Origin of the sequence: Bradyrhizobium sp. 142, from assembly GCF_023074015.1 — a bacterium.
GTDB lineage: Bacteria > Pseudomonadota > Alphaproteobacteria > Rhizobiales > Xanthobacteraceae > Bradyrhizobium.
In genome coordinates this window covers 1-21205 of the sequence record NZ_JADPKQ010000018.1, presented here as the reverse complement: position 1 = coordinate 21205, position 21205 = coordinate 1, and the positions used below count along the sequence as shown (strand labels likewise).

General features: G+C 65.0%; 21 protein-coding genes and 1 pseudogene. 13 read left to right on the top strand and 9 right to left on the bottom strand.

Annotation, left to right across the window (positions count from 1 at the left end; genetic code table 11):
• The 4 genes and pseudogenes from IVA82_RS01525 to IVA82_RS01510 form a co-directional block, all read left to right on the top strand.
• Positions 1–311, top strand: a pseudogene (locus IVA82_RS01525) (hypothetical protein); the annotation flags it as partial.
• A gap of 179 nt (positions 312–490) precedes the next feature.
• A complete protein-coding gene (locus IVA82_RS01520; protein WP_247382166.1) occupies positions 491–991 on the top strand; it encodes a hypothetical protein in 501 nt (166 codons plus the stop codon).
• 96 nt (positions 992–1087) lie between these two features.
• Complete coding sequence (locus IVA82_RS01515; RefSeq protein WP_247382164.1) at positions 1088–1780, top strand: response regulator transcription factor; 693 nt, start codon at positions 1088–1090, stop codon at positions 1778–1780.
• Complete coding sequence (locus IVA82_RS01510; protein ID WP_247382161.1) at positions 1767–2840, top strand: HAMP domain-containing sensor histidine kinase; 1074 nt, start codon at positions 1767–1769, stop codon at positions 2838–2840. The genes IVA82_RS01515 and IVA82_RS01510 overlap by 14 nt, the downstream gene beginning before the upstream one ends.
• Here the strand turns inward: IVA82_RS01510 and IVA82_RS01505 are convergent.
• On the bottom strand, positions 2837–3208 hold the full coding sequence (locus IVA82_RS01505) for a helix-turn-helix transcriptional regulator (protein ID WP_247382158.1): 372 nt from the start codon (positions 3206–3208) through the stop codon (positions 2837–2839). The genes IVA82_RS01510 and IVA82_RS01505 overlap by 4 nt on opposite strands.
• Positions 3205–4071, bottom strand: coding sequence for a S1C family serine protease (locus IVA82_RS01500; RefSeq protein WP_247382156.1), 867 nt, complete (start codon positions 4069–4071; stop codon positions 3205–3207). The genes IVA82_RS01505 and IVA82_RS01500 overlap by 4 nt, the downstream gene beginning before the upstream one ends.
• Positions 4072–4257: 186 nt before the next feature.
• On the opposite strand from IVA82_RS01500, the gene IVA82_RS01495 reads away from it, so the two are divergent.
• Entirely contained in the window at positions 4258–5223 is a 966-nt protein-coding gene (locus IVA82_RS01495; RefSeq protein ID WP_247382154.1) for a VOC family protein, read from the top strand.
• A gap of 20 nt (positions 5224–5243) precedes the next feature.
• Here IVA82_RS01495 and IVA82_RS01490 read toward each other — a convergent pair whose 3' ends face one another.
• Both IVA82_RS01490 and IVA82_RS01485 read right to left on the bottom strand, forming a co-directional pair.
• Positions 5244–5516 carry a hypothetical protein gene (locus IVA82_RS01490; protein WP_247382151.1) on the bottom strand — a complete coding sequence of 91 codons (273 nt, stop codon included), beginning with the start codon at positions 5514–5516 and terminating at the stop codon, positions 5244–5246.
• Between the two features lie 10 nt (positions 5517–5526).
• Positions 5527–5853, bottom strand: coding sequence for a YbjQ family protein (locus tag IVA82_RS01485; protein WP_247382149.1), 327 nt, complete (start codon positions 5851–5853; stop codon positions 5527–5529).
• 200 nt (positions 5854–6053) lie between these two features.
• Between IVA82_RS01485 and IVA82_RS01480 the strand changes: the two genes are divergently transcribed.
• The 3 genes from IVA82_RS01480 to IVA82_RS01470 all read left to right on the top strand — a co-directional run bounded on the left by IVA82_RS01480 (position 6054) and on the right by IVA82_RS01470 (position 10648).
• The gene (locus IVA82_RS01480; protein ID WP_247382137.1) at positions 6054–6929 is read left to right on the top strand and encodes a dihydrodipicolinate synthase family protein; all 876 of its coding nucleotides are present in this window, start codon (positions 6054–6056) and stop codon (positions 6927–6929) included.
• 183 nt (positions 6930–7112) lie between these two features.
• Positions 7113–8198: a trypsin-like peptidase domain-containing protein gene (locus IVA82_RS01475; protein ID WP_247382135.1), complete on the top strand. Its 1086-nt coding sequence runs from the start codon at positions 7113–7115 to the stop codon at positions 8196–8198.
• 125 nt (positions 8199–8323) lie between these two features.
• Complete coding sequence (locus IVA82_RS01470) at positions 8324–10648, top strand: xanthine dehydrogenase family protein molybdopterin-binding subunit (protein ID WP_247382122.1); 2325 nt, start codon at positions 8324–8326, stop codon at positions 10646–10648.
• A gap of 281 nt (positions 10649–10929) precedes the next feature.
• On the opposite strand, the gene IVA82_RS01465 is transcribed toward IVA82_RS01470, so the two are convergent.
• From IVA82_RS01465 to IVA82_RS01455, 3 genes are read right to left on the bottom strand one after another with little or no spacing between them, the layout of a single operon-like run.
• Positions 10930–12126, bottom strand: coding sequence for an acyl-CoA dehydrogenase family protein (locus IVA82_RS01465; protein ID WP_247382119.1), 1197 nt, complete (start codon positions 12124–12126; stop codon positions 10930–10932).
• Positions 12127–12137: 11 nt separating this feature from the next.
• Positions 12138–13286 (bottom strand): acyl-CoA dehydrogenase, encoded by a 1149-nt coding sequence (locus tag IVA82_RS01460; RefSeq protein ID WP_247382106.1) that lies wholly within the window; start codon positions 13284–13286, stop codon positions 12138–12140.
• Positions 13287–13291: 5 nt separating this feature from the next.
• Positions 13292–14146 carry an enoyl-CoA hydratase gene (locus IVA82_RS01455; RefSeq protein ID WP_247382104.1) on the bottom strand — a complete coding sequence of 285 codons (855 nt, stop codon included), beginning with the start codon at positions 14144–14146 and terminating at the stop codon, positions 13292–13294.
• A gap of 177 nt (positions 14147–14323) precedes the next feature.
• On the opposite strand from IVA82_RS01455, the gene IVA82_RS01450 reads away from it, so the two are divergent.
• The 3 genes from IVA82_RS01450 (at position 14324) to IVA82_RS01440 (ending at position 16485) form a co-directional block, all read left to right on the top strand.
• Entirely contained in the window at positions 14324–14932 is a 609-nt protein-coding gene (locus tag IVA82_RS01450; protein ID WP_247382089.1) for a LemA family protein, read from the top strand.
• Between the two features lie 137 nt (positions 14933–15069).
• Positions 15070–15984: a YgcG family protein gene (locus IVA82_RS01445; protein ID WP_247382086.1), complete on the top strand. Its 915-nt coding sequence runs from the start codon at positions 15070–15072 to the stop codon at positions 15982–15984.
• A gap of 3 nt (positions 15985–15987) precedes the next feature.
• Positions 15988–16485 (top strand): TPM domain-containing protein, encoded by a 498-nt coding sequence (locus tag IVA82_RS01440; RefSeq protein WP_247382084.1) that lies wholly within the window; start codon positions 15988–15990, stop codon positions 16483–16485.
• A 190-nt stretch (positions 16486–16675) separates the two neighbouring features.
• Here IVA82_RS01440 and IVA82_RS01435 read toward each other — a convergent pair whose 3' ends face one another.
• On the bottom strand, positions 16676–17488 hold the full coding sequence (locus IVA82_RS01435; RefSeq protein ID WP_247382081.1) for an MBL fold metallo-hydrolase: 813 nt from the start codon (positions 17486–17488) through the stop codon (positions 16676–16678).
• Positions 17485–17856, bottom strand: a complete 372-nt coding sequence (locus IVA82_RS01430) for a Crp/Fnr family transcriptional regulator (protein WP_148743564.1) — start codon at positions 17854–17856, stop codon at positions 17485–17487. Before IVA82_RS01430 ends, IVA82_RS01435 begins: the two co-directional genes overlap by 4 nt.
• 280 nt (positions 17857–18136) lie before the next feature.
• On the opposite strand from IVA82_RS01430, the gene IVA82_RS01425 reads away from it, so the two are divergent.
• Both IVA82_RS01425 and IVA82_RS01420 read left to right on the top strand, forming a co-directional pair.
• Positions 18137–19105: a hypothetical protein gene (locus IVA82_RS01425; RefSeq protein WP_247382170.1), complete on the top strand. Its 969-nt coding sequence runs from the start codon at positions 18137–18139 to the stop codon at positions 19103–19105.
• A 93-nt stretch (positions 19106–19198) separates the two neighbouring features.
• Positions 19199–20743 (top strand): hypothetical protein, encoded by a 1545-nt coding sequence (locus tag IVA82_RS01420; protein WP_247382079.1) that lies wholly within the window; start codon positions 19199–19201, stop codon positions 20741–20743.
• Positions 20744–21205 lie beyond the last annotated feature (462 nt).

The following is a 21205-nucleotide window of genomic DNA, read 5'->3' as shown; positions in this document are numbered from 1 at the left end:
TCGAACAGGGTAAATGGCTGCGGCAGGTCGTCACCGGCTACTTCAACGACCATGCGGTGCCGACCAACAGTCGGGCGCTCAGCGCCTTCCGCTTCTTCGTCATCGAACTCTGGAGACGCACGCTCCGGCGCCGCAGCCAGACCGATGGCATGAGGTGGGAGACGATCAGTCGCCTCGCCTGTGACTGCCTCCCCAGGCCCAACATCCGTCATCCTTGGCCGCGAGCACGCTTCGCCGTCACTCACCCGAGGTGGGAGCCGTATGCGGGAAAGCCGCACGTACGGATCTGTGCGGGGGGCGCTCAGCAATGAGCGTCCCTACCGCGACCGTCGCAAGGGCTCCTCGCAATGACGAGGAGAGAGCGGGTCCGCGTCCCTGACTTCCGCGTCAGAATCTGGCGCATTTGTAAGTTGAAGGCGGCCGTCCATTCTTCTCATCTGATCCTTCTCGCGCGGCAGAACTGTCGCTGCGCAGCACGGAGGAGGTTTCGATGAACAGCAGGTTTCTCAAAGGCCTCACCGCGGTGACGATCGCCGCGACGCTGGCGGTCGCTTCGCCGGTTCTCGCTCGAGGTGGAGGCGGCGGCGGTGGTCATGGCGGCGGCTTCGGTGGCGGCATGCACGCGGGCGGCTTCGGTGGAGGAATGCGCGGAGGCGGTATGCATGTCGGTGGCATGGGCGGTGCCCATTTCGCCGGCGCCCGCTTTGGCGGACCGGCCTTCGGCGGCGCCCGTTTTGCCCATGCCGGCGGACCGGCCTTCGGCGGAGCCCGTTTCGCGCATGCCGCGATCGGGCCGCGCTTCGCCGGCGCAGGCTGGCACGGCAGGCCTTTCATCGGCCGTCACGCGTTCTTCCATCACCGCCATTTCCGTCGTTTCGCGGTCTTCGGCGCACCGTTTGTCTACGCCGGCTACAATGACGGCTGCTGGCGCAGGAGCTGGACGCCCTATGGATGGCAATGGGTCAATGTGTGCGGAGACACTTGGTACTAGCATCCCGTACCGCACCATTGTCGCGATCGCCACCGGGCGGTTCCGCTCAGCCCCGGAACGGGATAGTCTGGTGGCGATCGTCGCGCGGAGTTTGTCATGACCGGAGGTCACCGTCGCATCCTGGTCGTCGAGGACGATCCGGAGACCGCAGGACAGCTCGTCGAGGAATTGACCATTTCGGGCTACGACGTCGATCTCGCCGCGACCGGCCGAGAGGCGCTGAGCCACGGCGCTGCGCGCGATTATGCCGTGATCACCATCGACCGCATGCTGCCCGACATCGACGGCATCGCCGTGATGCGGCAATTGCGCGACGACGGCGTCGCCGCCCCCTTCCTGATCATCTCCGCGCTCGGCGAGGTTGACGACCGCGTCCGGGGCCTGCGCGCCGGCGGCGACGATTACCTTGTCAAGCCGTTCTCCTTCGTCGAGCTTCTTGCGCGGCTGGAAGCGCTTGGCCGCCGCAGCGAAACCATCGCCAAGGAGACGATCCTGCGGATCGGCGATCTCGCTATCGATCTGATCGCGCGCAGCGCCAGCCGGCGCGGCCGCAAGATTCCGCTGCTGCCGCGCGAGTTTCAGCTGCTCGAATATCTCGTCCGCAACGAGGGCCGCGTCGTCTCTCGCGCGATGCTGCTCCAGCATGTCTGGGACCTTCACTTCGATCCTTCCACAAACATCATCGACGTCTATGTCGGACGCGTCCGCCGCAAGGTCGACGATGCCCAGGCCTATCCGCTGATCCACACCATCCGCGGCATCGGATATTGTCTCCGTGCTCCTGGTTAAGACGCTCCGGTCCTCGACGTTCAGGCTGGCGCTGATCGCGATCGCGGCGTTCGGATTGATCGTCGCAGCGATCATGGCTTATGTCTATTTCGGCACACTCGCCTATGTGCAGAGCCAGGTCGGCGACGCCGGCGACCACGCCGGCTTCAGCCACATGATCGGGCTCGCGATGGCCGCGGTCGCCGTGCTGCTCCTGGTGCTGGCAGGCCTTGCCGCCGTGCTGGTGACGCGGCGCACGGTCGGACGGATCGAACAGATCAATGCCACCAGCCGCGCCATCATGCTTTCGGGCCTGGACCAGCGTATTCCCCTGCGCGGCAGCCACGACGAATGGGACCGCGTTGCCGAAAATCTCAACCAGATGCTCGACCGCATCGAGACGCTGATGGGCGAGGTCAAGCAGGCCAGCGACAACGTCGCCCACGATCTGCGCACGCCGCTGACGCGGATGCGCGGCAGGCTGGAAAAGGCCTACCACAACCAGCGCAACGGCGAGGCGGATGCGGCGCTGATCGGCGACACCATCGCCGATCTCGACGCCGTGCTCGGCATGTTCGCCTCCATCACCCGCATCTCGGAGATCGAGAGCCGCGCCCGCAAAAGCGCCTTCCGCGCGCTCAACCTCGCCGAGATCGCCAGCGAGGTTGTCGAACTCTACGATGCTGCCGCCGAGCAGGTCACGACCCGGCTCAGCCTCTGTGGCGAGCGCGAGGTGCCCGTCACCGGCGACCGCGACCTGCTGTTCGATGCCATCGCCAATCTCGTCGACAACGCGATCAAGCACGGCCGCGCGGGCGGGCGGGTGAACGTGACCTGTCGCAGCACCAATGAGGGGGCGGCGATCGTGGTCTCCGACGACGGCCCCGGCATTCCGGCGGATCAGCGCGACCACGTGTTCAAGCGCTTCTACCGGCTCGAACAGAGCCGTTACACCCCGGGCAACGGCCTGGGCTTGAGCCTCGTCGCGGCCGTTGCGCGCCTCCATGGCGCTGCGATCGCACTGCATGACAATGCGCCGGGCCTGACGGTCCAGCTCAGCTTCCCGTCGCACCTGCCCTAGAGGTCGATCACGCCGCGGCGTGCCGCATGCGCCACCGCGTCGGTGCGGCCGGTGGCATCTAACTTGTCGAGCAGCGAGCCGACATGGAATTTCACGGTATGCACGGAGATGGCGAGCTGGCGCGCGATCATCTTGTTGGAGGCACCCTCGGCCATCAGCGCCAGCACGTCGAGCTCGCGCTGGGTCAGCGCAATGTCGTCGGGCATGCTGCGCGGGTCGCGGGCAACGACCGTCGCCACCGCCTGTTCGCCCGGCGCGGCGAGGCGAAGTCCCGCGACGCTGCCGAGCAGGATGGCCAGGCGGTCGGCGAGGGCGGGATCGTCGATCTCCAGGGCGAGCACGATCTCCGGGGCGTTGTCCTCGCTCACGCCTCCGGCCTCTCGCCGGTCGTGACCTTGAAGTCGATCGGCTCGCCGCCGCGTCGCACCGCGACGTCGACCACCGTGCCGACGCTCGCAGGTCCCAGTGTCCGCGACAGCGCGCGCACGCCGGACAATTTTTGGTCGTTGACCGCTACGATGACGTCGCCCTGGCGGATGCCGGCGGCGGCCGAAGGGCCGGTCTTGTCGACGTTCATCACCATGGCGCCGACGCCGTCGTCGAGCCGCACCGGCTGGAGTCCGAGGCCGAGATATCCGCGGGCGACGCGGCCGCGTGTTTCGAGCTGCGCCGTGACCCGCTCGATCGTCGCAGTCGGGATCACCAGCACCCGCCGCGGACCGAGCACGGCCATGCCGAAGGCTTCGCCTGAGGCATCCAGCGCGAGGCCGCCCTGCTGGCTCGAGCGCAGGCGAACGTCGAGCTCGATCCGTGCATCGATGTCGCCGCCACGCAGGCTGCGCCAGCTCTTGCCGGACAGTGATACCATTCCCAGCGCCGCACTCGGCGTATCGCGGTTGGTGGCGACCACGACCGACAGCGCGCCGAGGGCAGGGACCGTCGTGGTCAACTTGATCGGAGCGATGCCGGCATCGGCGCGCAACAAGGCGATGTCGGTCGTATGGTCGCGGCCGGCGATGGTGGCGGGAAACCGGCTGCCGTCCGAGAGGCCGATCTCGACCTCTCCCTCCTCGGCCAGCGCCTCGTCGGCAGTGACGATGAGGCCGGACTTCCAGACGAAGCCGGTTGCGCGAGAGCGGTGCGAATGCACCGAGACGATAGACGGCGCCGTGCGTGCCACAACGTCCGCAAGCGCGGACGATAGCGAGGACAGAGGGCTGAAATCGGTCATGGAAGGCTCCTGTAAGCTACCCTCAATCTGGGACGTCGCGGGTGGTTCGGGAACTGGCCGGATGGCCAGGACATTGCTCCGTAGCACCACGGCCGACGAATATGTGATTGGGAGCTACTCACGGGAACGTGTAGCAATCGCCAAAGTCGGCCGCATGGCCTCAACGATTTTCAGCGAGCCTGATACATGTCCGCCGACCTCACCCGCCGCACTCTGCTTCATCTCGCCGGCGCCGCCTCGCTCGCGGCGGCCGCCGCGGCCGCGGCGCGCGCCGAGGGAAATCCCCAAGGCGGCGGGCCGACTTATGCCAGCCGCACGCCGATGCGGGTCGGCATGGTGACGCTCCGGGTCAAGAATCTCGACGCGGTTGCCGACTACTACCGCGACGTGATCGGGCTCACCGTGATGGAGCGCTCAGGCACCGCCGCGAAGCTCGGCACCGCCGGGATCACGCTGCTCGTGCTCGAGGCGCGTCCCGAAGCCGTGATCGAGCCGCGCAATGCAGCCGGTCTCTACCACACCGCCTTCCTGATGCCGACGCGCAAGGACCTCGCCCGCTGGCTGGTGCATGCGGCCTCGCATCGCGTGCAGCTGTCGGGCTTTGCCGATCACCTCGTCAGCGAATCCGTCTATCTCGACGATCCCGAAGGTAACGGCATCGAGGTCTATGCCGACCGCGATCCCTCGCAATGGCAGTGGAGCGAGGGCAGCGTGAAGATGGCGGCCGACGAGCTCAACATCCCCGACCTCTTGTCGCTGACGAATGCGCGCGTTGCCGACTATGCCAAGGCGCCGGACGGCCTGCGCATCGGCCACATGCATTTGCGCGTCGGCGATCTTGCCCAGGCCGAACGGTTCTATCACGACACGGTCGGCCTCGACCCGACCCGCCGCCGCAATGGCGCCGCGTTCCTGTCGTCGGGCCGCTATCACCACCACCTCGGCATGAACGTCTGGCAGAGCCAGGGCGCCGGCCAACGCGACGATGCCGCCACGGGGCTCGCCTGGTTCTCGCTGGTGACGGAGAAGCAGGACCTGCTCGCCGCGCTGGAAGAGCGCCTGCGCAAGGGCGGTGCGAAAGTCACGGCGCTTGCGAATGGCGTCGAGGCCGTCGATCCCTGGGGCACGCGGGTGCGTCTGCTCAAGGTTTGAGCCGGTCGGCCGCAAATGGTTCAGAGTTCGCGATAGTGGCGCTCGCCGGTTTCGGGGCGCATGAACACGGCGACCCGCTTGTTGGTCTCGGGATCGATGAAGCGTTCGCCGGTATCGACCCAGCCGGGCCCGATCGGCAGTTTCGAGGCCGGTTTGTAGCGGGTATCGTAGATGAGGCTCGCGATCAGGCCGATCCCGATGAATATCAATGGGACGCCGAACGGAAAGAAATGGCCGACAAGGAGAAGCACGATCGCGATCAGAAGCGCGGCGATACCGATCGGCAGCGACATGCTCGCGTTCCTAGCGTGCCGCGGGCTCGATGACGACGGCCGTACCGTAGGCGACGATCTCGCTCATGGTCTGGCCGATCTCGGCGGAATCGAACCGCATCATCACGATCGCGTTGGCGCCCATCGCGGTGGCATTTTCGACCAGGCGATCGACGGCGTGGCGGCGGGCGTCCTCCAATAGTCGCGTATATTCCGGAATCTCGCCGCCGACGATCGATCGCAGGCCGGCGACGATGTTGCCGCCAAGCCCGCGGCTGCGGACGACGATGCCAAAACACTGGCCCAAAGTCCGGACCACGTGGTGGTTCGCGACGTTCTCGGTGGTGACGATCAACATGTGGCTTTCCTGCCTGATTGCACGCCACCATTAGTCCGCGTCCACCCCGGCACGGTTCATTCCCGTTCGACGGTTTCATGATTGAAGCGCGGTCGAAACGCTATTCGAAGGCAGTTTGCTTGCTGGCAAACATGCACCGTGATAGCACGCCCTGGATCGGCAACTGCACAAGGCTCGGTCTCCCGGAAACACTCCCCGACATGTCCGAATTCCACGGTGTCTTTCCGTATCTCGTCTCGCCCGTCGATGCCGACGGCGCGGTGCGGACGAATGTGCTCGGCAAGCTCTGCGACGATCTGATCGGCGCCGGCGTGCACGGATTGACGCCACTGGGCTCGACCGGCGAGTTCGCCTATCTCAATGCCGCGCAACGCACAGCCGTGGTGCAGACCACGATCGAGGCCACGAAAGGCCGGGTGCCCGTCGTGGCCGGTGTCGTGTCCACCTCGACGGCGGACGCGGTGGCGCAGGCGAAGGCATACGAGAAGCTCGGCGCCGACGGCATTCTGGCGATCCTGGAGGCCTACTTCCCGCTCGCCGACGCCCAGATCGAATCCTATTTCCGCAGCATCGCGGAAGCCGTGGACATCCCCGTCGTCATCTACACCAATCCGCAATTCCAGCGCTCCGATCTTACGCTCGACGTCATCGCCCGCCTCGCCGAGCACCCGCGCATCGGCTACATCAAGGATGCCTCGACCAATACCGGCCGGCTGCTCTCGATCATGAATCGCTGCGGCGATTCCTTGCGCGTGTTCTCAGCGTCAGCTCATATCCCCGCCGCGGTGATGCTGATCGGCGGCCTCGGCTGGATGGCGGGGCCGGCCTGCATCATCCCGCGCCAGAGCGTCGCGCTGTACGATCTCTGCAAGGCCGCCCGCTGGGACGAGGCCATGGCGCTCCAGCGCAGGCTGTGGCGGATCAACGAGGCCTTCGCCCGCTTCAATCTCGCCGCTTGCATCAAGGCGGGGCTTTCGATCCAGGGCTACCACGTCGGCGATCCCGTCCCGCCGCAGGCCGCGCTCAACGCCGAGCAGCGCAAGGTCGTCGAAGCGGCGCTGCTAGACCTGGCATAGCGATCTGCCAAGCGGCAATATGCCCACGGAACGCGATTTCCAAAGGGCAAACCGCTCCAATTTGCCGGCGCACAGAAACTTCCGTTCGACTGCTGCGTTGCTGCGTGAGCCGACGTCAGGCCCGGCACCTGATGCATTTATGCTCGAGCAAAACGCTGCCAGCACGCGAGACGGTGATTGCCCATGGATCGTCGCTACGGAATTGCTGCGGCAGTCTTGGCTGCCCTGTTGCTTGTGGCAACAGCCACGAAAATGCATTTCGCGCCATGGACCGGTCCGGTTGCGCGAGCCGTTGAACAGCGTGGCCCGCTGTCTGAAGCCGAACGGGCGACGATCGACATCTTTGAACGCGTATCCCCGTCGGTCGTCCAGGTTGCGGCGAAATCAGCAGCCAATCCCCTCATGGGAGAGGAAGCGCAGGGCGCCGCCTCCGGCACCGGATTCGTCTGGGACCGCGACGGTCACCTCGTCACCAACAATCATGTGGTGGCAAGCGGCGGCGAAATCGCGGTGCGCTTCGCGTCAGGCGAGGTGGCACAAGTCGATCTTGTCGGTACGGCTCCGAACTACGACCTTGCGGTCCTGCGGATCAGGAGCGTGCGCGAGCTTCCTCCGCCCGTGCCGCTTGGCAGTTCGAGCGACTTGAAAGTCGGGCAATCGGCGTTTGCAATTGGCAATCCCTTCGGATTGGACCAATCGATGACGAGTGGCATTATCAGCGCGCTCAAGCGCAGGCTGCCGACCCATGGAGGCCGGGAGATTGCCAACGTCATCCAGACCGACGCGGCCATCAATCCCGGCAATTCAGGCGGGCCGTTGTTGGACTCCGCCGGCCGGCTGATCGGCGTCACGACGGCGATCATATCACCGTCCGGTTCGAATGCCGGGATCAGTTTCGCGATTCCAGCGGATATCGTCAGCCGCGTGGTCCCCGAGCTCATTCGAAACGGCCGGGTGCCCACGCCGGGAATCGGCATTGTCGCGGCCAGCGAGGACGTTGCGACACGGCTCGGCGTCGAAGGAGTGATTGTGGTCCGGACGGCCGTCGGAAGTCCTGCCGAGCGGGCGGGGATTCGTGGTGTCAACATGTCGACGGGCGCGGTCGGAGACATTATCACGGCGGTCGAAGGCAAGCCGGTGCGGCGCCTCTCTGATGTTACCGATGCGCTGGAGCAGGCCGGCGCCGGTCGTACCGTTCGGCTCACCGTCAAGCGGGGCACGGAGACCCGTGATGTAAATGTAGGCATCATCGACGTCGACAGGTCCTAGCCTGCCGATCTGCGCCATCAAAGGGGCGTGGCACGCATTGCAGATGTGTCGGAGCTCGGTTGTCTCGTCCGTGAAATCGGCTAAAACCGCCGCGATCGTTTTCCGGATTTCGAGGACTCAGCGGAATGAACATTCTTCCCGGCAATTTGCGTTTCGGAGCGGGGCAACCCGTCAGGCGTTTGGAAGACCAGCGGCTGCTCACCGGGAAGGGGCAGTTCATCGACGACAAGCCGGAGGACGGCGCGCTGTGGTTGCATGTGCTGCGCTCGCCGCATGCGCACGCGAAAATCGTCTCGATCGACACCAGCGCGGCGGCCGCGATGCCCGGCGTCACCGCGATCTACACCGGTGCCGATCTGATCAGGGACGACATCGGCACCATCCCGACGCTGAGCATCTTCAAGCGCCCCGACGGCAAGCCGATGACGGTGCCGCCGCGCCGGCTGCTCGCGCACGAAATCGTGCGCTACGCCGGCGAGGCCGTGGCGGCGGTGGTGGCCTCCTCGCGTGCCGATGCGCAGAGCGCCGCCGAAGCGATCGTGGTCGAATATGACGTGCAGCCCGCTGTGGTCGATCCGGTCGAGTCCGTGAAGCCGGGCGCGCCCGTGGTGTGGCCCGAGGCGCCCGACAACATCGTCGGTGCGATGAGCTATGGCGATGCCGCCAAGGTGGACGAGGCCTTCGTCAAGGCCGCACACACGGTCGAGCTCGATATCGTCAGCCAGCGCCTGGTGCCCTCCGCGATGGAGCCGCGCTCGACCATTGCCGAGATCGACAAGAAATCGGGCAGGCTCCTGCTGCATGTGCAATCGCAGACCCCGGCCTCGACCCGCGACGTGCTGGCGGAGGCCGTGCTGAAGCGTCCCAAGGACAGCGTGCGCGTGCTGGTCGGCGATATCGGCGGCGGGTTCGGCCAGAAGACCAACCTCTATCCCGAAGACGGCATCGTCGCCTATGCCGCGACCAAGCTGAACAGGAAGATCCGCTGGCGTGGCGACCGCACCGACGAGTTCGTCGGCGGCACGCACGGCCGCGATCTCACCTCGACGGCGTCCTTCGCGCTCGACGAAAAGGGCAAGGTGCTCGCTTATCGCGTCAAGTCGATCGGCTGCACGGGCGCCTATTCCTCGGGTGCGGCCAACATCATCCCGCTCGTGCTCGGGCCGTTCGTGCAGACCGGCGTCTATGACCTGCCGCTGGTGCATTTCGAGGTGAAGTCGGTGATGACGCACACCGCACCGGTGGGTGCCTATCGCGGCGCAGGCCGTCCGGAGGCGGTGTTCATTGTCGAGCGCCTGTTCGACGCTGCCGCGCGAAAAATCGGCATGGATCCGCGCGCAATCCGGAAAGTGAACTACATTAAGCCGGCGCAGCTGCCCTACACCAACGCTGCCGGGCAGGTCTACGATTCCGGCGCCTTTGCGCACATGCTCGATCGCGCGGTAAAACTCGCGGACTGGGACGGCTTTGCCGCCCGCAAGAAGGCCGCAAAGAAGAAGGGCCTGCTCTACGGGCGCGGGCTCACCTCCTATATCGAATGGACCGGCGGCCGCGCGCATACCGAAAAGGTCAGCCTGCATGCGACCTCGCAGGGCCGCGTCATCCTGCATTCTGGCACGATGGCGATGGGGCAGGGGCTTCAGACCACCTACACCCAGATGATCTCCGATACGCTCGGCATCGCCATGGACAAGATCGATGTCGTGCAGGGCGACACCGATCTGGCGATGGGTTTTGGCAGCGTCGGCTCGCGCTCGCTGTTCGTCGGCGGCACAGCCGTCGCGGTCTCCTCCAATGATTTGATCCAGAAGGCGCGCGAAAAGGCGGCGAACGTGCTCGAGACGTCGGTGGAGGATATTGAGTACCAGGGCGGCATGCTCACCGTGGTCGGTACCGACCGCAGCATCAGCCTGTTCGAGCTCGCCGAGAAGGAAGGCGGGGCCAAGCTCAGCGTCGATTCCGAAGGCGAGGTCGATGGTCCGAGCTGGCCGAACGGCGCCCATATCTGCGAGGTCGAGATCGACCCCGAGACCGGCGTGTCCAGGGTCGTGCGTTACACCACGGTCGACGACGTCGGCGTGGCCGTGAACCCGATGCTGGTCACGGGCCAGATCCACGGCGGCGTCGCGCAGGGCATTGGACAAGCGCTGTACGAAGGCGTGTCCTACGATGCCGAAGGCCAGCTCCTTACCGCGAGCTACCAGGACTATTGCATCCCGCGTGCCGACGACGTTCCGCCGATCGTGGTGACGCTGGACGATTCCGCGCCCTGCCGCACCAATCCGCTCGGCGCCAAGGGCTGCGGCGAATCCGGCGCCATCGGTGGTCCGCCCTGCGTCACCAACGGCGTGATGGACGCGCTCGCCGAGCTCGGCATCGCCCAGCTCAACACGCCGCTGACGCCGCAGAAGATCTGGAAGGCGATCAGGGACGCGAAGGCGGGCGGCTAACTCCACGCCGAATTGTTGTCTTGGCTGCCGCTGCGCACCCAACCGTCGTCCCGGACAAGCGCGCCCAAGCGCGCGCAGCTCCGGGACCCATACCCCCAGGGAGTGGTTGTCGCGCGAAGCTGGCAACTCCGAGTCCCCGTAAACCACATCCGCCTGTGACTATGGGTCCCGGATCGGCGCTCCGCTCCGGACAACGCTGCGCCTTGCCAGGAGCTGCGCTTGTCCGGGACGACAGCGGAGTGTGTGGCGCCAGCGTGGGCAACTACTCGACGCCACAAGCCTCAAATCCCCAGCACCATCTTTGCAATGATATCGCGCTGGATCTCGGATGTGCCGCCGAAGATCGTATAGGCGCGGCCGTTGAGATATTCCGGCACCACCGTCAGCATCTCCTCCGGCATCCGCGGCTCGTGGTTGAGCTTGTAGAGCGGGCGCATCGGCTCGACCGCAAGGGCGTCGTGGCCGATCACGTCGGCGCCCAGCCGCGTTACCGCCTGGCGGATTTCACTGTTGCGCAGCTTCAGGATTGACGACACCGCGCCGGGATTCTGCCCGGTCTGGAGCGCCGACAGCACGCGCAGCTCCGTCATTTCAAGTGCGTCGATGTCGACCTCGACCTCTGAGATCCGCGTTGCAATGTCGGGGGTGTCGATCGCACGTCCCGTGAGATCGGACTCCGCCAGCTCCGAGATCGCCTTCAATCCCTCGCGCAGTTTCGCCGACGCGATGCCGGAGCCACGCTCGAACTCGAGCAGATATTTGCCGTAGGTCCAGCCCTTGCCCTCCTCGCCGACGCGGTTGGCCACCGGCACCCGCACGTCGTCGAAGAACACCTGGTTGACCTCGTGGTCGCCGCCGATGGTGAGAATGGGGCGCGTCGTGATGCCCGGCGTCTTCATGTCGATCAGGACGAAGCTGATGCCGTCCTGCTGCCGCGGCCCATCGCTGGTGCGCACCAGCGCGAACATGCGGTTGGCATGATGCGCATGCGTGGTCCAGATTTTGGTGCCGGTAACGATGTAATCGTCGCCGTCGCGCACCGCGCGCGTCTTCAGCGAGGAGAGGTCCGAGCCGGAGCCCGGTTCGGAATAGCCCTGGCACCAATAGTCCTCACCGGAGAGAATCCGCGGCAGATAGAAGTTCTTCTGTTCAGGGCTGCCGAAGCCGATGATGACGGGCCCGACCATCTTCACGCCCATCACGTTGACGTTGGGTACGCCGGCGCGCGCGCTTTCGGTCTCGAAAATCCAGCGCTGCGCCGGCGTCCAGTCCGGGCCGCCGTATTCGACCGGCCAACCCGGCGCGCCCCAGCCCTGGGCGTTCAGCGCGCGCTGCCAGGCCATGCCGATGTCGGGGTCGGAGAACACCGATGGCGTCAACGCCGTGGCGCGCTTCATCTCGTCGGTGAGGTTTTTGGCGATGAAATCGCGCACCTCGTCCTGGAACGCACGCTCCTCGGCGTTGAACGACAGATCCACGATGCGCTCCCTCAGGCTGAAATGGCGGTGCGGCCGAGTTCGGCATGGCGGCGATAGTGATGCTCGCTGCCGCCGAACAGCGTGTCGAAGGCGACGAGGCGCTTGAAGTAGGCGCCCACCTCGAGCTCTTCGGTGACGCCCATGCCGCCGTGAAGCTGGATCGACTGCTCGCCGATGAAGCGCGCGCATTTGCCGATCTTCGCCTTCGCGCCGGAGGCCGCTCGCGCACGCTCGGTCGGTTCGGCCTCGACCTTCAGCGCGGCACGCAGCGCGATCGAGCGCGCCTCGTCGACCTGCATCGCCATGTCGGCGAGGCGATGGCGGATCACCTGGTTGGCCGACAGCGGCCGGCCGAACTGTTTCCGGATCTTGGTGTACTCCAGCGTCGTATCGAGCAAGGTCTGCATGATGCCAACGGCTTCGGCGCCGAGCGCCGCCATCGCACGGTCGATCGCCGCTTCGATCGCGGGCAGCGCGTCGGCACCGTCGCCGAGCAGAACGTCTTGCGGAAGATGGACGTCCGACAGCTCGATATTGCAGGCGCGCCCGCCGCCGAGGCGCGGATAGTCGGAGATCGCGAGATTCGGAGTTCGCGCCGGCACCAGGAACAGGCCGATCCGCCCCGATGGCCCCTGATGGTCATGGATATGTGCGGAGACGATGATCTCGTCGGCGGCATGGCCGTCGAGCACCGCGATCTTGTGGCCGGCGAGGCGCCAGCCCTGCGCGGTCTTGTACGCGGCAGTCGCGACCTTGGACAGATCGAACCGTGCTGCGCGCTCGGAATGGGCAAAGGCAAGCTTTAACGATCCGTCCGCGATCCTGGGCAATCGCGCCTGCTTCTGCGCAGTGCTGCCGCATGCGTCGATCAGCGCGGCGGCGAGCACGACCGTTGCGACATAGGGCTCCGACACAAGGCCGCGGCCGAACGCCTCCATCAAAATGCCGGTCTCGACGGCGCCGCCGCCGAGCCCGCCGAATTCCTCCGCTATCGGCAGCGCCAGCCAGCCGAGCTCGGCGAACTGCTTCCAGACCGCCGGACTGTAGCCGAGCGGATCGTTCGCCATCTTGCGGCGATGATTGGCATCGTAGCTCTCGGCCACGAAGCGTTCCGCGCTCTCGCGCAGCAGCCGTTGCTCGTCACTGAGATTGAGATCCATTGCCTTTACTCCGCAGCTGCCGGCGGCTTGCGCACGGAGGGGTGCAGGCCGGATGGATCGACGATCATGCCAAATTCCTGCAGATTGTGTGCGTGGCAAAGCTGATGCAGCGCAAAGGCCTGGTCGATCGCGGCCGGCTGGCCCATCACGTCGACCGAGCGGTTGACCGCCTCCTTGGTCAGCTTCAACGCAAACGACGGCTTTGCCGCGATCCGGCGCGCCAATGCCAGCACGCTCTCCGACAGCTCTGCGCGCGGCACGACCTGGTTGACCATGCCGAGCTGGTGAGCTTCCTGCGCGCTCCAGCTATCGGCTGTGAACAGGAATTCCTTGGCCTTGCGCGGCCCGAGCTCCCAGGGATGCACGAACCATTCGACGCCGCAGACGCCCATGGTGACGACGGGATCGCAGAACTGCGCATCGTCGCTGGCGACGATGAGGTCGCAGGCCCAGGCCAGCATCAGCCCGCCGGCGATGCACTTGCCGTGCACCTCCGCGATCGTGGGCTTGGCCAGGTTGCGCCAGCGCCGCGTGATCTGGAGATAGATTTCCTGTTCGCGCGCGAAGCGCCCATGAGCGTTCGCTTCCGCAAAACCGCCCCAATTTCCGATCGGCGGAAAATCGACGCCCGCAGCATTCTTGTCGCCCGGCCGCAGGTCATGGCCGGACGAGAAATGCGGTCCGTTGCCGGCGAGGATGATCACCTTGACCGCATCGTCCTGCACAGCCGCATCGAACGCGGCGTTGAGATCGTAGGTCATTTGCAGGTTCTGCGCATTGCGCGCATCGGGCCGATTCATCACGATCCGGGTAATCGCCGGCTCCGGCCTCTCCACCAGGATGGTCTCGAACGAGCTCATGGCGTTCCCCTGACGTTTCCATCTCGGTATTATTGTTTCCTTGAGTTGACTATGTCGGCCAGGGATAGGCAAGGGGCTTGCGTCAATCGGCTGCTTTTCGCGGCTCCGGTACAAGATGTCTGGCACGGTGCGCGCTCAATCTGGTAGTTTGCGCCAGATTCCACCGGGAGAAATTTAATGCGCAAATTCCTGACTGTGCTGGCGGCACTCGCCTCGCTCAGCCTGACCAATTGCAGCTACAACGCGATCCAGAGCGAGGACGAGCAGATCAAGGCCAACTGGTCCGAGGTGGTGAATCAGTACCAGCGCCGCGCCGATGTCGTGCCCAATCTCGTCAACTCGGTGAAGGGCTTTGCGCAGCAGGAGAAGGACGTGCTGCTCGGCGTCACCAATGCGCGCGCCAAGGTCGGCAGCATCCAGGCGACGCCCGAGGTGCTCAACGATCCCGCCGCATTCCAGAGATTCCAGGCCGCGCAAGGAGAGCTCTCCAGCGCACTGTCGCGCCTGCTCGTCGTCACCGAAAACTACCCGCAGCTCAAGTCGGACGCGTTGTTCAAGGACCTGATGTCTCAGCTCGAAGGCACCGAGAACCGGATCACGGTCGCGCGCAACCGCTACATCAAGGCGGTGCAGGACTATAACGTCACCATCCGCTCCTTCCCGAGCAACGTCACCGCGATGATGTTCGGCTACCAGGAGAAGCCGAACTTCTCGGTCGAGAATGAGAAGGCGATCTCGACCGCGCCGAAGGTCGACTTCAATCCGGCGCCAGCGCCGTCGAAGTAGCGCGTTCGATTTTGCGAATGCGCTTGGTCCCACCCACCCCTGTCATTCCCCGCGAAAGCGGGGAATCCAGTACGCCGCGGCTTCTCCGTATCCCGTCGGCTCCTCTGGAATACTGGATCGCCCGGTCAAGCCGGGCGATGACCGCGAGGTTGTGGCGGGCTTGTTCGCTCTTCTCTTCGCGCATTGTCCTCGCCCTCGCGCTCGTCCTCCTCTTTGCCTTCCCCGCCGCCGCCGACGTCGCAGTGCCGCAGCTCACCGGGCGCATGGTCGACCAGACCGGCACGCTGTCGAGCGGCGATATCGCCGCGCTGTCGCAAAAGCTGCGTGACTTCGAGACGCGGAAGGGCAGCCAGATCGCGGTCCTGATCGTACCGACGACGCAACCGGAGACGATCGAGCAATTTTCGATCCGCGTTGCCGAAGCCTGGAAGATCGGGCGCAAGAAGGTCGATGACGGCGCGATCCTGGTGGTGGCCAAGAACGACCGGCATTTGCGCATCGAGGTCGGCTACGGCCTCGAAGGCGCGCTGACTGACGTGACTTCGCGGCGGATTATCGACGAGGTCATCACGCCAAAGTTCAGAACGGGCGACTTCGCCGGCGGCATCGCCGATGGTGCCGATCGGATGATCCGCGTCATCGACGGCGAACCGTTGCCGGTTCCCTCGCCCAGCGTGAACTTCGGCAATCTGGACGACCTCGGACCGCTCTTCATCGTGACGCTGTTCGCCTCGCTGGGGGTGGGCGGGTTCTTTCGCGCCGCACTGGGCCGGTTGCTTGGGTCATTGGTGACCGGAGGCATCATCGCAGCGCTGAGCTGGCTTATTCTCGGCTCTTTGGGACTCGCCGTCGCCCTCGGAGCTATCGGCTTTGTCATCGGATTCATCGCCGATCTGTTTTCGGCGATGGCGCCAGGCACGACGTCGTCGCGCCGCGGCTCTTGGTCGAGCGGCTCCTCGTCCGGCGGCTGGAGCAGCGGCTCGTCGTCGAGCGGCGGCTTCAGCGGCGGTGGCGGCAGTTTTGGCGGCGGCGGCGCCTCGGGGAGCTGGTAGGTCATGAGCATCAGGCGTATCGGCAGGCATCTGCTCCAGCACCACTGGCGGGCTAAGCGGGTGTTTCCGCAAAACGTTCTCGAGCGCATCGGGCAGGCGATCAGCCAGAGCGAGGCCACGCATTCCGGCCAGATCCGCTTCGTCGTCGAAGGCGCGCTTGATGGCCGCCCGCTGTTTCGCAACCAGCCGGCGCGCGAGCGCGCGCTCGACGTGTTCTCGCAATTACGGATCTGGGACACCGAGCACAACAACGGCGTCCTGATCTATCTCCTGCTCGCCGACCGCGACGTCGAGATTATCGCCGACCGCGGCATTGATGCAAAGGTCGGGGCAGAGGGATGGGAAAGTATTTGCCGCGCCATGGAGGCCGAGTTCAGGTCGGGCCAGTTCGAGCGCGGCGTGGTCAGAGGCATCGAGGCGGTGTCGCGCGAGCTGGCAAAGCACTTTCCGCCGCAGGGCCCGCATCGCAATGAGCTGCCGGATGCACCGGTGGTGATGTAGCTCCAACGTCGTCCTGGCGAAAGCCAGGACCCATTACCCCAGAGAAAAATTTTGGCGAAGACTCGTCGTCCGATACTAACATCACTCACGATCGAGAGACCTCGCGGTATGGGTCCCGGCTTTCGCCAGGACGACATTGTGGATGCATCGAGCTTCGCCGCGCGAACGGATATCGTTGGCGCAATCCCAGCTAATCGTCCAGCTTATTCAAATCCCGAACCGACTGCATGATCGGTTCGAAGTTCGAGCGCGCGTCGAGCGCGTCGAATAATTGGGCTGTGTCATCCAGCAGACCGTGCGATCTTGCAATCGCGATACGCACATCGTCTTGCGGTGTATCCGACAGGCGCCCGTGCCCGGACAGCAGGATTTTCGAGTCCAGCCCCTTCAGCCGTTCCAGCGACTGGATGTAGTCGGCGATGCTGCCCGAGCCGAACACGCCGCCCATCACGCCGCCGGGCATCAGGGTGTCGGCGGCGAACAAAAGGCCCTTGTCCTGATCGAACAGAGTGATGCAGGCCGAGGTGTGGCCCGGCGTGTGCATCACGTTGAGGCGGAAATTGCCGAGCTCGATCAGATTGCCTTCCTCAAGCCAGATGTCGACGTTGATCGGCACGTTCGGCTCGTTGAACATCTTTCGCAGCATCGAGAAGTCGTCGCGCAGCATGATCTTGTTTGCGGCGAGGCGATGGGCGGCGACGAAGGTGCGGCGCTCGTTGAAGTGCCAGGCGGCGCCGATATGGTCGAGATGCTCGTGGCTCAGCACAACCATATCGATCTTCTCCGCCGGGCAGCCGATGAAGTTCAGGCATTCGGCCATCGCCGGATAATTCGAGGACAGCCCGACATCGATCAGGATGGTCCGCGCCGAGCCGCGCACCAGATAGGCGTTGGCGGCGCGGTTGGAGAAACGGATCTGGTAGACGTCGTCCGTCGCCTGGATCAGCGAGCAGGTGTCGTTCTTCATCAGGACCGGAAAGGCTGTCGGCTTGCGATCGTTCATGACTCCGCCGCCCTGTAGGTGACCGCGTTGGAGGCGCGCAGGCGCTTCGAGAGTGCATCCATCACCATCAGCGCAAACGCCGGCTGCTGGCTGACGAGATAGACGAAGCGGGCGTGATTGATCCGCATCACCTTGGTGTTCGGCGCCGCCGCAATCGCAGTTGCCGAGCGTGCCGAACCATCGATCACCGCCATCTCGCCGAAGAACTCGCCCTTGCCCAGCCTGACGATGGTGGTCCTGGTCGTGCCGCTGACCTTGGCGATCTCGACCTCGCCGTCGAGCACGACGAACAGTTCGCGGCCGGTCGAGCCCTCCTCGAAGATGACGTCATCGACACCAAACGCGTTGATGCACTTCTCGATCGTCATGGCACCCCCAAAGACCGTTCTGGCTGACGGGACGGGCATGTTAGCCGCGGAACAAGGCTCGGCAAACAGGCCGTTTGCCGGGGCCGGCGACCTGCCGCAGAGCAGCATCAGCTGACAATTTGTTGCACGCCGCCACGCCGGTTCCACTTTCCGGGCCAAATTCGGCCCCGGATGATTTCCTAAAATTTTGGTAAGCGGGTCCCAAGGTAAGGATTTCGCAAGCAATGAAAGTTACCAAAAGGTCAATCTTGACTGGAGTATTTGAGCCGTGAGCGAACCAATGCCCGAGCAGGCCGCCCAGGACACCGCCGTCGAAGCCGCCGCGACCGCGCCGCAGGCCGTCGAGGCTGCCGCCAGCGTTGAGGCGCCCTCGATCGCCCCCGACCACGAGGCGCCGCCCAAACCGGACGCCCCCGAGGCAGCGGCCCCGCGGATAGACGTGCCGAAGTTCAGCGCCGCGCCGGAGGCGGAGGCCAAGGTCGAACCGCGGCCCGGCAAGCTGATTGTGATGGCGCCCTCTGAGCGCTCCTGGGACCGCGAGGATTTTGCTCCGCACGTAAAGGCAGATGAGCCGCGCGAGACCGGCGGCAAGCGCCGCCTGTCGGCGATGGCCGCCGTGGTGGCGATCGCGGCCAGCGTCGGCGCAATCAGCGGCGCGCTTGCGACCGCAGGCATGATGCACTTCGCAAGCACCCCGGCGTCGGCTCAGGTCGCCGACACCGGCGCCCTGGAAGCTTCGGTCGCCCGGATCGATGCCGATGTCGTCGCGCTCAAAGCGAACGTCGAGCACACCACGAAGACCGGCCTCAGCCAGTTCAATCGGGCCAACGATCGCCTCGACAAGCTCGAGAAGGCGCAGGCCGAGCCGATGACCAGGATCGCCAAGCTCTCGGAGACCGTCGACAAGCTCCGCGCCGCGCCGCCTGCGGCGCCCGCACAGACCGCAGCCGCAGCGCCCGCGAATGAAACCACCGGCTCGATCGCGCCGACTCAAATTGCCACTGCCGCCGCAGCCGCGCCGGCTCCTGTGCCTGCCACGCCCAAGGTCGAGGTCGGCCGTCTGCCCACGGTCGAAGGCTGGGTCTTGCGCAACGTCGCCAATGGCGGCGCGCTGATCGAGGGCCGGGGAGGTCTCTACGAGGTCTACGCCGGCGATCCCCTGCCGGGCGTCGGCCGCGTCGATGCGATCCGCCGCCAGGACGGCCGCTGGGTGGTCGTCACCAGCAAGGGCCTGATCGTCGCGCGCTGAGTCCCGGGATCCGAACTTTCGAAGAGGCGCTTCACCGCGATGTGAAGCGCCTTTTTGCTTGAATAGGCGGTCCCGTGCGGTGTTAGTTGAGGCATGAGCCGCGCGTTGCGAATTCTCATTGCTGTCGTCGTGTTGTTGGGCGGCGCCGTATCGTCAATGGCTGCAGAGAACGCGGCGCTCGCACGCGGCACCGCGATCACCGATCCCGATATTCTGCGCAAGCTCGAACAGCGCGACGTGCTCACGATCTCGCGGCTGCTGTGGCCGGAGCGGAACGCGGAGTTTCCACTCACGACCGACCTGCTGTTCGCCTGGCAGCCGCAGCTTGCGCCAATTCCGTCCGCGATCGATGCGGAGTTCGATCGCTACATCGCACGACACAAGGCGATATCGCCGACAGAGACCATCGGCGTCGGCGAGGGCTTCGATGTCCAGCTGTTCGATCGAGCCGTCCTGAAATCCCGTGATACGCGCTTCGTGCTGGCCGGCATCGTCAACCGCATGGATCGCGCCTACATCTCGGAACAATCCTGCGGCGAGATCCGGCTGATCTATCGCCTGACCCGCTTCGACACCAAGCTGGACGACAGCAAGGCGACGCGCCTGCCGATGACGCTCAATCTGGTGTTCAAGGCCAGGGATGTTCGTCAGACCGATCGCAGCGGCAAAACGGTTACCTGCGCCGAAATCGCGCGGCGCTGGCTCGACAACGACGACTGGCAGGGGCTGATCGGCAGCCACGTCCATCCTTCCGATGCCATGCTCGACCGCATCGAGACCAACATCCAGATCTCGATCGCACCGAAATCGGCGCTGCATGATTTCCGCTCCGATTATCTGTTGAAGGTGTTCAAGTACAACGCCGCCACCAAGCAGTTCGAGGAAGGGGCGCTGGAGAACCAGATCGACCGCGACCGCATTGTCGCCGCCGACGATCTCCGGCGCGACTTCAAGGCCTGGCTGCTTGCGCCCGAAAACCTGCGCGATTTCGATCGCGGCACGGTCCTGATCCCGGAGAAGTATCTCGCCAAAGCCGCCATCGTACCGACGCCGGCCGGCTTCGATGCGTCCGACTTGCAGCCGGAATTCGGCCTGATGCAGGGCGAGGGCAAGGAGAAGGAAGGCGATCCGGTCTTCACCGACAATGACGTTGTCGGCGCGCTGAAGCGCGCGGCTGCAGGCGGCATCGCTCTGCAGAACATCCGCTCGGTCGCGGGCTTTCAGCGCCGCCTCAATGACGTCACCTGCTCGGGCTGCCACCAGACCCGCGGCATCGGCGGCTTTCATTTCCCGGGCGTCGATTGGCTGGCGGACAAGCCGTCGAATTCCACCATCGTGCCGGCCTCGCCGCATTTCTTCGGTGACCTGCTCCGCCGCCGCGATGTTCTGGCCGCGTTTGCCGCGGCCAAACGTCCTGATTTCTCACGCGGATTTGCCAGCCGGCCGCAGACTCGCGGCAGCGGTGAGCTGGCCGGCACCGAATATCAGGACGGCTGGGGCGCGCATTGTTATTTGCCAGAGGCGGGATCGGGAGCGGTCGACAAGAGTTTTACGTCATGGAGCTGTGCTAAGGGTCTCACGTGTCAGGCTGCGTCGGCATCGAACCGCATCGGCATGTGCTTCATCAAGACGCGTTAAGCCAACCAAGCGATTTGGATGACCATAGCTGATACCAGCGACGCCAATAAATAGCGCAATCGGAAGATCGCGCGCAATGAAGAAGCCAAACAGGTCACCGGCAGCATCCGCGTCAGCACCTGGGCTGTCGCGGTGGTCGTTATCGTCGGCGGGATCCTGTTCACGCTCGGCTGCCTGGCGGTGCGGTAGCACACGCCCTCTTGCGGCTTTGTCGATTGCCATACCCGACACGGTCCCCGGTCGTCATTGCGAGCGCAGCGAAGCAATCCAGGAGTGCGTCTGCGGAAACAGGCTGGATTGCTTCGCTGCGCTCGCAATGACGGTGTGGATGGACAGCGCCACACTCTCCGTCGTCGTGCCGGCCTAGTACCCGGAATCATAGCTGAGTGATACGGCGGCCTTTGAACCGGCGTTGACGGACCTTTTTCTTGGTCCAGACGAAGGGTTGAGCTTTGTCATTAT

Excerpts from the sequence above, each read along its gene's own strand:
- IVA82_RS01520 (WP_247382166.1), top strand. The coding sequence starts at position 491 with ATGAACAGCAGGTTTCTCAAAGGCCTCACCGCGGTGACGATCGCCGCG.
- IVA82_RS01515 (WP_247382164.1), top strand. The coding sequence starts at position 1,088 with ATGACCGGAGGTCACCGTCGCATCCTGGTCGTCGAGGACGATCCGGAG.
- IVA82_RS01500 (WP_247382156.1), bottom strand. The coding sequence starts at position 4,071 with ATGACCGATTTCAGCCCTCTGTCCTCGCTATCGTCCGCGCTTGCGGAC.
- IVA82_RS01495 (WP_247382154.1), top strand. The coding sequence starts at position 4,258 with ATGTCCGCCGACCTCACCCGCCGCACTCTGCTTCATCTCGCCGGCGCC.
- IVA82_RS01490 (WP_247382151.1), bottom strand. The coding sequence starts at position 5,516 with ATGTCGCTGCCGATCGGTATCGCCGCGCTTCTGATCGCGATCGTGCTT.
- IVA82_RS01485 (WP_247382149.1), bottom strand. The coding sequence starts at position 5,853 with ATGTTGATCGTCACCACCGAGAACGTCGCGAACCACCACGTGGTCCGG.
- IVA82_RS01480 (WP_247382137.1), top strand. The coding sequence starts at position 6,054 with ATGTCCGAATTCCACGGTGTCTTTCCGTATCTCGTCTCGCCCGTCGAT.
- IVA82_RS01475 (WP_247382135.1), top strand. The coding sequence starts at position 7,113 with ATGGATCGTCGCTACGGAATTGCTGCGGCAGTCTTGGCTGCCCTGTTG.
- IVA82_RS01470 (WP_247382122.1), top strand. The coding sequence starts at position 8,324 with ATGAACATTCTTCCCGGCAATTTGCGTTTCGGAGCGGGGCAACCCGTC.
- IVA82_RS01460 (WP_247382106.1), bottom strand. The coding sequence starts at position 13,286 with ATGGATCTCAATCTCAGTGACGAGCAACGGCTGCTGCGCGAGAGCGCG.
- IVA82_RS01455 (WP_247382104.1), bottom strand. The coding sequence starts at position 14,146 with ATGAGCTCGTTCGAGACCATCCTGGTGGAGAGGCCGGAGCCGGCGATT.
- IVA82_RS01450 (WP_247382089.1), top strand. The coding sequence starts at position 14,324 with ATGCGCAAATTCCTGACTGTGCTGGCGGCACTCGCCTCGCTCAGCCTG.
- IVA82_RS01445 (WP_247382086.1), top strand. The coding sequence starts at position 15,070 with ATGACCGCGAGGTTGTGGCGGGCTTGTTCGCTCTTCTCTTCGCGCATT.
- IVA82_RS01440 (WP_247382084.1), top strand. The coding sequence starts at position 15,988 with ATGAGCATCAGGCGTATCGGCAGGCATCTGCTCCAGCACCACTGGCGG.
- IVA82_RS01435 (WP_247382081.1), bottom strand. The coding sequence starts at position 17,488 with ATGAACGATCGCAAGCCGACAGCCTTTCCGGTCCTGATGAAGAACGAC.
- IVA82_RS01430 (WP_148743564.1), bottom strand. The coding sequence starts at position 17,856 with ATGACGATCGAGAAGTGCATCAACGCGTTTGGTGTCGATGACGTCATC.
- IVA82_RS01425 (WP_247382170.1), top strand. The coding sequence starts at position 18,137 with ATGCCCGAGCAGGCCGCCCAGGACACCGCCGTCGAAGCCGCCGCGACC.
- IVA82_RS01420 (WP_247382079.1), top strand. The coding sequence starts at position 19,199 with ATGAGCCGCGCGTTGCGAATTCTCATTGCTGTCGTCGTGTTGTTGGGC.